9 protein-coding genes are annotated in these 7566 nt (G+C 61.0%); 5 read left to right on the top strand and 4 right to left on the bottom strand.

The window, feature by feature from the left end:
* Positions 1-56 precede the first annotated feature (56 nt).
* Complete coding sequence (locus G9Q84_RS24740) at positions 57-914, bottom strand: LysR family transcriptional regulator (protein ID WP_032885868.1); 858 nt, start codon at positions 912-914, stop codon at positions 57-59.
* 112 nt (positions 915-1026) lie between these two features.
* Between G9Q84_RS24740 and G9Q84_RS24745 the strand changes: the two genes are divergently transcribed.
* A complete protein-coding gene (locus tag G9Q84_RS24745; protein WP_181644230.1) occupies positions 1027-1635 on the top strand; it encodes a LysE family translocator in 609 nt (202 codons plus the stop codon).
* A 91-nt stretch (positions 1636-1726) separates the two neighbouring features.
* Positions 1727-2092 carry a cupin domain-containing protein gene (locus G9Q84_RS24750; protein ID WP_032885870.1) on the top strand — a complete coding sequence of 122 codons (366 nt, stop codon included), beginning with the start codon at positions 1727-1729 and terminating at the stop codon, positions 2090-2092.
* Here the strand turns inward: G9Q84_RS24750 and G9Q84_RS24755 are convergent.
* On the bottom strand, positions 2080-2388 hold the full coding sequence (locus G9Q84_RS24755; protein WP_181644231.1) for a hypothetical protein: 309 nt from the start codon (positions 2386-2388) through the stop codon (positions 2080-2082). The two genes, G9Q84_RS24750 and G9Q84_RS24755, sit on opposite strands and share 13 nt — an antisense overlap.
* Positions 2389-2394: 6 nt before the next feature.
* On the bottom strand, positions 2395-2754 hold the full coding sequence (locus G9Q84_RS24760; RefSeq protein ID WP_143499393.1) for a hypothetical protein: 360 nt from the start codon (positions 2752-2754) through the stop codon (positions 2395-2397).
* 110 nt (positions 2755-2864) lie between these two features.
* Between G9Q84_RS24760 and G9Q84_RS24765 the strand changes: the two genes are divergently transcribed.
* The 3 genes from G9Q84_RS24765 to G9Q84_RS24775 all read left to right on the top strand — a co-directional run bounded on the left by G9Q84_RS24765 (position 2865) and on the right by G9Q84_RS24775 (position 5240).
* Entirely contained in the window at positions 2865-3218 is a 354-nt protein-coding gene (locus tag G9Q84_RS24765) for a hypothetical protein (RefSeq protein ID WP_181644232.1), read from the top strand.
* Between the two features lie 61 nt (positions 3219-3279).
* The gene (locus tag G9Q84_RS24770) at positions 3280-4524 is read left to right on the top strand and encodes a hypothetical protein (RefSeq protein ID WP_095185537.1); all 1245 of its coding nucleotides are present in this window, start codon (positions 3280-3282) and stop codon (positions 4522-4524) included.
* An 89-nt stretch (positions 4525-4613) separates the two neighbouring features.
* Positions 4614-5240 (top strand): glutathione S-transferase family protein, encoded by a 627-nt coding sequence (locus tag G9Q84_RS24775; RefSeq protein WP_032885879.1) that lies wholly within the window; start codon positions 4614-4616, stop codon positions 5238-5240.
* Positions 5241-5267: 27 nt separating this feature from the next.
* Here the strand turns inward: G9Q84_RS24775 and G9Q84_RS24780 are convergent, their stop codons facing one another.
* Complete coding sequence (locus tag G9Q84_RS24780) at positions 5268-7004, bottom strand: OPT family oligopeptide transporter (RefSeq protein ID WP_181644233.1); 1737 nt, start codon at positions 7002-7004, stop codon at positions 5268-5270.
* Positions 7005-7566 lie beyond the last annotated feature (562 nt).

Consider the following 7566-nt stretch of genomic DNA (forward strand, 5'->3'; position numbering starts at 1 on the left):
GCGGGTTCCTCAAGGTTATCGACGGTGCTGGAGCAACCTTTAGCTCAGTGACCCGCCTAGCCTCTCAGCGCACTGATGATGAACGCGTGAAGACTATTGACGGCGTTGGCCCCGCGAGAAGCTCGGCTGCGCAAGATCGAAACTTCCATCGGCGCAATGTTCCCCACCCCCTGCTCACTGCCCAAGACCTGCAGCGATGCCGGCACGCTGCACTGAGTGATCGCGGCAATTGCCAGTCCACCTTCGACGGCGGCCACTTGGCCAGCGAGGCTTGAGCTGTTGTAGACCACTTTGAATTGGCGGCCCTGGCGGGTCAGTGAGTCGACCGCATAACGCCGAGCCAGACTTTCACTTTCGTAAACAGCGATAGGCACCGGCTCTCGACGCCACAGTTCGAACTGCGGTGAGCCCACCCACACCATGGGTTCTTTGAACAGAAACGTGCCGCTTTGCGGCGAGTCCCTGGACACCAGTGCAAGGTCAAGATCGCCGCTTCGCACACGCGGGATCAAGGTGGTCGACTGCTCACAGGTCAGCTCTATGTCCACGCCTGCGTAGCGCGGTGCAAAGCGCTTGAGCAGCGGCGTGAGGTACTTGGCCGCGTAGTCCTCGGCGACGCCCAGGCGGATGCGACCGGTCAATGCTTCCCCATGAAAAGCCGCCTGGGTTTCAGCATGCAGGGCGAGCAGGCGGCGGGCATAGCCCAGCAGCGTCTGGCCATCAGCGGTCAGTTGCAGGTGGCGCGGACCACGGTTCAACAGTTGCCGTCCAAGCGCGGCTTCAAGCTTTTTCATCTGCATGCTGACGGCGGACTGGGATCGGTTCACCTCGTGCGCAGCACCCGACAGTGAACCAGCATCCACCACAGCCACGAAGCACTTGAGCCAATCAATCTGCAGATCGCTGGCGAGCATGGGGCTACCTCTATGCGTTAATCGAATGACTGCGATGTGAATTATGCGCTTTTCAGGATAACCGCCCAGCCCTAATGATGATTCGCCTGAATCACCACTGCGGGATTTGAACATGCCATTCGAGACCTGGTTGCTCTATGTGTTTACCTGCTGCGGTATCGCAGTCGTGCCGGGGCCCAATGCGTTATTGGTGCTGACCCATGGTGCCATTCACGGGCGCCGCAAAACGCTGTTCACCATCACCGGCGGAGTGCTCGGTTTTGCGGTGGTGCTTTCGTTTTGCGCGCTGGGCCTGGGCGCACTGATTCAGGCGTCGTCCGCGTGGTTCAACGCGCTGAAGGTGGCCGGGGGGCTGTACCTGATCTGGCTGGGCTTCGGACTGTGGCGGGCTGCGCCGATGACGCTTGAGACTGCCGATACGGCTGGCTTCAGCGGTTGGTCACTGTTGCGCCAAGGCCTGGTATCGGCCCTTTCAAATCCCAAGGCGTTGCTGCTGTTTACCGCGTTTATCCCACCGTTCCTGGATCCGCACAGGAGCCTGATCGCCCAGACGGCTGCCATCGCACTGACCTACGCCGGGGTGGAGTTTGTGGTTGAGTATCTGGTCGCCAGCGCGGCGCACCGGATCAGGCCTTGGTTGGCGAGGACCGGGCGCCGGTTCAATAAAGTCTGTGGTGGTTTTTTTGTGCTGTTTGGCTTGGCGCTCCCCATTCGTGCCTGACAGCTTCATGGTTGCCCTTGCAGGATCGTACAAGCCCACTGACCCGCAACGTGAGTAGCCTTGGATCTCCCACCCCACCCGAGGATCCACCATGGCCCAGCACCCGGTAAATCTCACCCAAAAAGCCTCGCTCATCGATCAACTGTGGAGCCCGCGAGTGGTCGCGCAAATGAACGACTACCAGTTCAAGGTCGTGCGGATCGAAGGCGAATTCATCTGGCACTCGCATCCGGAAACCGATGAGGCCTTTCTGGTGCTTGAAGGCACTTTGCGTATCGACCTCCCGGACGGCCCGGTGTATGTGGCTCCGGGCGAGCTGTACGTGGTGCCGCGTGGCGTCGAACACAGGACGGCGGCCGACGGCGAAGCCAAGCTGATGATGATCGAACCACGCGGCATCCTGAACACCGGGCATGAAGGGGGTGAGCGCACTGCCGAGAATGATCAGTGGATCTGAAACGTCGCGGCCCCCAGCAACCCCAGCAGCTCATTCACCAACTCAACCGCCTCCTGCTGATAGCCTTCACGCCAGCGCGCCGACCAATCATTCGGTCGGCCGTCTTCTTCCCACTCAGATAACGCCAGGCCGTTGACGATTTCCAGCTCAAACCACTGGCGTTGCCAAGCGTCAGCGTCGGTGACCAGGGTGATGTCCTGCCACAGAAACTCGGTATGGGCGACAAAACGACTCCAGCGGAACAGGTCCTCGGTGGCCTGCTCTGCGAGTAGGATCAGTTGGGCTTTTTGGTCCATTGCGGGTTATTTGTCCTTGATCTCTTCCAGCCGTCCGCCGCAGGCGATGAACTTGTCGGTATAGCCTTCACGACAGGTGTTGCTCTGCACTGACGCCACGCCGCTCGGCTTCAAACCGGAGCACGGATCGGGGTTCGAGGCGCTCGACGAAAATTGATGAGTGCACGTTTGGTAGCTGTTTCTTTGCGCCTCATCCAACACGCGCTGGCCCTCGGCGCTGTCTTTTGCGCGCTGTTCGCAGGCGTTGACGTTGGCATCCAGTTCGGCCACGCACTGCTGGCCCTGTGGGGTTTCAGGGTGGATGTAGCGGTACTGCGTGCAAGCGCCGAGGAGGAGAAAGGCAAGTGCGGCAAAAGCTTTGGTCACGGATTCCATATCCTTCAGGCGTGAATGTCGCGAGGTTGGACGTGGAAAAGGGCCCTAGGTTCTGCCATTGTCGCGCCGTTGTTTGTTTTTCCTGCACCCCCGGAGCCCTTATGCCACCGACCAAACGCGACAGCGCCCGCATTGAGCGCCGACTCGTCGCCACCCTGACCGACGCCTGCGAAACCGCCAAAGCCGAAATCCCCGGCTTCGAATGGTTGACCCACACTGTCGATTACACAGCCTTTCCCCAAAGCCTGCAGGTGATCTGGGTGTTCGATACGCACGCCAACAAGGACCACGCCCTTGCGACCGGTGTCGACCAGCGCATGCGTGAATTGACCGCTGCGGCGCTGGATGACGCCGAGGTAGCGCCCGTACAGGTTGACCGCTGTGTGCGTTTTGACTCTGAAGAGGAATGCCAGCGCCAGCACGGTGGCGATTGGCGTGTGCGCCTGCAACGCTAGTGGCTGCCTCGTAATCTCTGGATAATGCCCTCCTCCCGCCCCGATACGGAAATCCCGCTCAATGAAGTCGCCCGCCCTGCTTCTCGCTTCTGCCCTCTTGCTGCCCGCCATCGCCCACGCCGACGACGCCGCATTGACCGAGACGCTCAAGGCCTTCACGCGCTGCGACGCGACCTTCTTCAGCAGCCTGAACACGCACCGCGCCGCGTGGCAGGCCTATGCGCCGCTCAAGCAGGACAAGGACTTCACCTGGATCGCCGTTAAAAACCGTGCCGACCGCCAAGCCAATCAGGTGCCCGTCAGCGCGCCGCCCATCGCAGGCCTGAAGCTGTTGTCGTACGCCGACGAGGCCGCCGACCTCGATCAGTTGGGACGCTACTATTACTGGGGTTTTGTCGTGCAAGGCGGTGTGGACGAGGTGGCCCAGCACCTGGCACCACTGCTGGACGTGCCCGCGCGGCTGCAAAAAATCGACGGGTCTTATATTCGCAGTGAACTCAAGGTCGGCGACCGCTGGCAGGCGATCAAACCGCAACCGGGTAAGGCACCGGGCACACGCAACGTTGAGCGCGTGCTGATCGTCGAACCCGATGGCGAGCAAACACGCGTCAGTTGCTCGGTACAGGGCGGCGTCGATGCTGCGCTGCTGGCCTGGCTGCGGCCGGACATTGCACCGGTTGACTACCCGCGTACCGTTGTAGAAACCAGCATCAACGATGTCGACGTACCTGCCAGCGTGCTCCAACGCCTTGATTCACCGCTGTTGCAGCCGAAATTCAAGAGGTTGAGCTACTCCTACCTGTCCAAGAAAGGCGACGGCAGCCAGGACAGCCCGACTTCGGTCACCTTCACCGCCGACGGCGGCTTGCTGAAGAAGAATGAGGTGTACGGCAACGCCTTCAACGTCGATCGACTGGTGCTCGCCGACTTGATCCAGTTGAAGTCGAAGATGAACGGCGTCGGCGATGGGCGAGTGCTGCAAACCCTCGCAGTCGAGTTGAAAGTGCCGAGCAGTTGGGCCCCTGGCCAGATCTTGCGCGCAGACATGCAGATGCTGAACGTCCCCGCCAAGCCCACCGACACCCCCACCGACACCTCATTGATCTGCAAGGTGGGTGAGCGCTTCCCGGCGCGCCAGGTGTTTGCCTCCTTGACCGGCGACGCCATCAAGCTTGAGTGCGACCAGGGCGACTACAAGACCTCGCGTGCGTTTATCGAGGACTTGGGCGTGGCCCTGACGCTGGAGTCGACGTCGAGCCAGTTCCACTACGTGAATCAATACACCGCGCTGGATGTCGTGCGCTGATCAGCCCAACGCCAGGACGCTGGGATCTGGGGCACTCTGCGCCAGCCCAGCGGTCTGTTGATGCACACCCCCTGCCCCGTGGAGTTCCCATGATCATTGTTCACCACCTCAACAACTCACGCTCGCAGCGCATCCTGTGGCTGCTGGAAGAGCTTGGCCTGCCCTACGAAATCAAGCGTTACCAGCGCGACCCAAAGACCAACCTCGCACCGCCTGAACTCAAGGCAATCAACGCCCTGGGCAAGTCCCCGGTGATTGAAGACGGTGCCAATGTGGTGATCGAATCCGGCGCCATCGTCGACTACCTGATCCGCCGCCATGGCGACGGCCGCCTGCAACCCGATCCCGCCTCGGCCGACTACGATAAATACGTGCAATGGCTGCATTTCGCCGAAGGTTCGGCCATGTTGCCGCTGATGCTTAACCTCTACGTGGGACGCCTGGGGGATGCCGGTGCACCGTTGCATCCACGCATCGAATCCGAGGTCGCCAACTATTTGGGCTATCTGAACGATGCACTGGGGCACGCGCCGTATCTGCTGGGTGATGAGCTGAGCGGTGCAGACATCCAGATGAGTTTCATCGGCGAAATCGCCAAGGCCCAGGGCAAGTTGCAGGCGTACCCGCACTTGTCAGCGTGGGTGCAGCGGTTCCAGGCGCGGCCGGCGTATCGCCAGGCGCTGGAACAGGGCGGCGAGTATGCATTTGCCAACTAAGTAAACCCGGGCACGGTGGGTGTGCGACTAGCCCACCATCTGCCACAACGATGCGCCCACCCCGGTAATGCTCTCCCCGGCAATCAACCCCGCCGCTGCGGTAATCGCAAAGCGCTCAGTGATACTTGGCCAACGGCAACTCACCAACCAGGTGAGCACCGCGCCCATCGCCATCATCAACGACACCGAAGCCGGCAGGACAAAAGCCAACCCCAACGCGGCGGCACTCGGCAAGTAGCGGGAACGATGGGCCGGCAACAGGCTGTCGAGCACGCCCAACAACACGCCTGCACCGCCGCCAATGGCAATCGCCCAGCGGATGCTCGTCGACAATGAATCCAGCCCGTGGGTCAGGGTTTGCGCCACGGCTTTCCACGTCGCCACCGCGGGCGCCGGCCACTCTTCGGTAAGCAGCATGGACTGCGGATCCGGAATCAGCGCCAGGTACGCAAACACGCCAACGATGCTGCCGATGAAAATCCCCAGGATCTGCGCGATCACTTGTTTGTGCGGCGTAGCACCAATCGCTTTGCCCACCTTGAAATCGTTCATCAAGTCCGTACATTGCCCCGCCGAGCCGCCAGCGGTGTTGGCGCTCATCAGGTTGATCGGCACCTGGCCGGGAGCAACGATGCCGAAGCTCAGTTGGGACAATTGCCCGATGGCGCCAATCGGCGGAATACCGGTGGCACCCACCACGCGGGCGGCGACGGCCGCGAGGCAGATCGCCAGGGGAATGGTCAGCAATGCCATCCACAGATTGATGCCGAACAACAGCGCTTGCAGACTGACTACCAAGCCTATCGACAGGATAAAACCAGCGGCCGGCCCGGGCTTGGGCACACTCCACATCTTGCCGCCGTCAGCTTTAGTGGAGGAGCGCAACGCCCACAAACGAATCGTCAGCGAGGCCAAGGTGGAACACACCATCAGGCTCACACCGGGCCACAGCAACCATTCCACCAATGCAGCGAATTGCGGGCCGCTGCTGTCTGCCGGCAACGTCACCAGGTTTTGTGCCAGCAGCCACGGGCCCAGGCCACCCCACGCAATCAAGGCGCCGAGCAGCAGAGTCAGGCCGACGCGAATACCGATAATGCCGCCGAACCCCAGCAGCAACAGCGAAGGATCGGCGGTAAAGGTCAGACGCTCCAACGAGGCTGTCGGCGACCAGCGCGGAAAGGCCCACATGAAGGTGTCCACCCACTTCACCAATCCGGACAGCAACGCGGCGCTGAGCAGCACCTTCAAACGTGTCGCGGCTTCGCGTCCGTGGTTGTAGATGTGCAGCAGGGTTTCCAGGGTGGCCATGCCTTCGGGGAACTTCAGCGCCTTGTCATTGAGCAACGAGGGGCGCAGGTACCAGGCGATCCAAATGCCCAGGAAACTCACCGAGAACACCCAGGTGATCATCGGCAACGCGTCTAACTGGTTGCCGGTCAACAAGGTGTAGGCCGGAATCGGCGCCACCAAACCGCCAGAGATGATCGAAGCGGCGGCCGAGGCGACGGTCTGGTTGATATTGCTCTCATGCAAGGTCCACGGCAGTTGCTCGGTGGAACGCTTAGCCAGGCCTTGCCAGATCGCATAACCCACCAGCAGGGCGATGATCGACATGTTGAACGACCAGCCGATCTTCAAGCCGGCGTACACATTGGATGGTGTGAGCAAAATACCGAGCACGGTGCCGGTGACGACGGCACGCAGGCTGAGTTCGCGTTCGACGGGGGCGTACTGGGGAATGGCTGGCGAGGCTGACAGCATGCGGATTCCTTTCGGCAATGAAACAGGGCGACCTAACAAGTGAGCCCTGTGGGCCCTGAAGGTTCCTGAATCGGCAAGAAGGAACAGCAGCACAAAGCACGTCCGCTCTTGTGATTTGCGGGCTTTTTTTGGTCAGCCTGCGTTTAGGTGGCACATAAGCTTTTTGTGGTCAGCCTGCTGTAGGTGGCAACTAAGCTTTTTGTAGTGAGCGGGCTTGCCCCGCGCTGGGCTGCGAAGCGGCCCCATCAAGAGCACCGGGGTTCGCCAGATAGATCGCGCTGGCAGGTTTTGGGGCTGCTTCGCAGCCCAGCGCGGGGCAAGCCCGCTCACCACAAAAGCCACTGCTCACCGTAAGAAGCCTGCCAAACACAGGAGTTCGCCTGTTCTTAGGTGGCAAGTGAGCTTTTTGTGATCAGCCTGCTTGTGGGTGGCAAGAAAGCTTTTTGTGGTGAGCGGGCTTGCCCCGCGCTGGGCTGCGAAGCGGCCCCATCAAGAACACCGCGTTTCGTCAGATAGATCGCGCCGGCAGGTTTTGGGGCTGCTTCGCAGCCCAGCGCGGGGC

The organism is Pseudomonas sivasensis (genome assembly GCF_013778505.1).
GTDB classification, from domain to species: Bacteria; Pseudomonadota; Gammaproteobacteria; order Pseudomonadales; family Pseudomonadaceae; genus Aquipseudomonas; species Aquipseudomonas sivasensis.

What these genes read in the sequence shown, in the direction of transcription:
- G9Q84_RS24755 (WP_181644231.1), bottom strand. Translation starts at nt 2,388, where the DNA reads ATGGACCAAAAAGCCCAACTGATCCTACTCGCAGAGCAGGCCACCGAG.
- G9Q84_RS24775 (WP_032885879.1), top strand. Translation starts at nt 4,614, where the DNA reads ATGATCATTGTTCACCACCTCAACAACTCACGCTCGCAGCGCATCCTG.
- G9Q84_RS24770 (WP_095185537.1), top strand. Translation starts at nt 3,280, where the DNA reads ATGAAGTCGCCCGCCCTGCTTCTCGCTTCTGCCCTCTTGCTGCCCGCC.
- G9Q84_RS24740 (WP_032885868.1), bottom strand. Translation starts at nt 914, where the DNA reads ATGCTCGCCAGCGATCTGCAGATTGATTGGCTCAAGTGCTTCGTGGCT.
- G9Q84_RS24750 (WP_032885870.1), top strand. Translation starts at nt 1,727, where the DNA reads ATGGCCCAGCACCCGGTAAATCTCACCCAAAAAGCCTCGCTCATCGAT.
- G9Q84_RS24745 (WP_181644230.1), top strand. Translation starts at nt 1,027, where the DNA reads ATGCCATTCGAGACCTGGTTGCTCTATGTGTTTACCTGCTGCGGTATC.
- G9Q84_RS24765 (WP_181644232.1), top strand. Translation starts at nt 2,865, where the DNA reads ATGCCACCGACCAAACGCGACAGCGCCCGCATTGAGCGCCGACTCGTC.
- G9Q84_RS24780 (WP_181644233.1), bottom strand. Translation starts at nt 7,004, where the DNA reads ATGCTGTCAGCCTCGCCAGCCATTCCCCAGTACGCCCCCGTCGAACGC.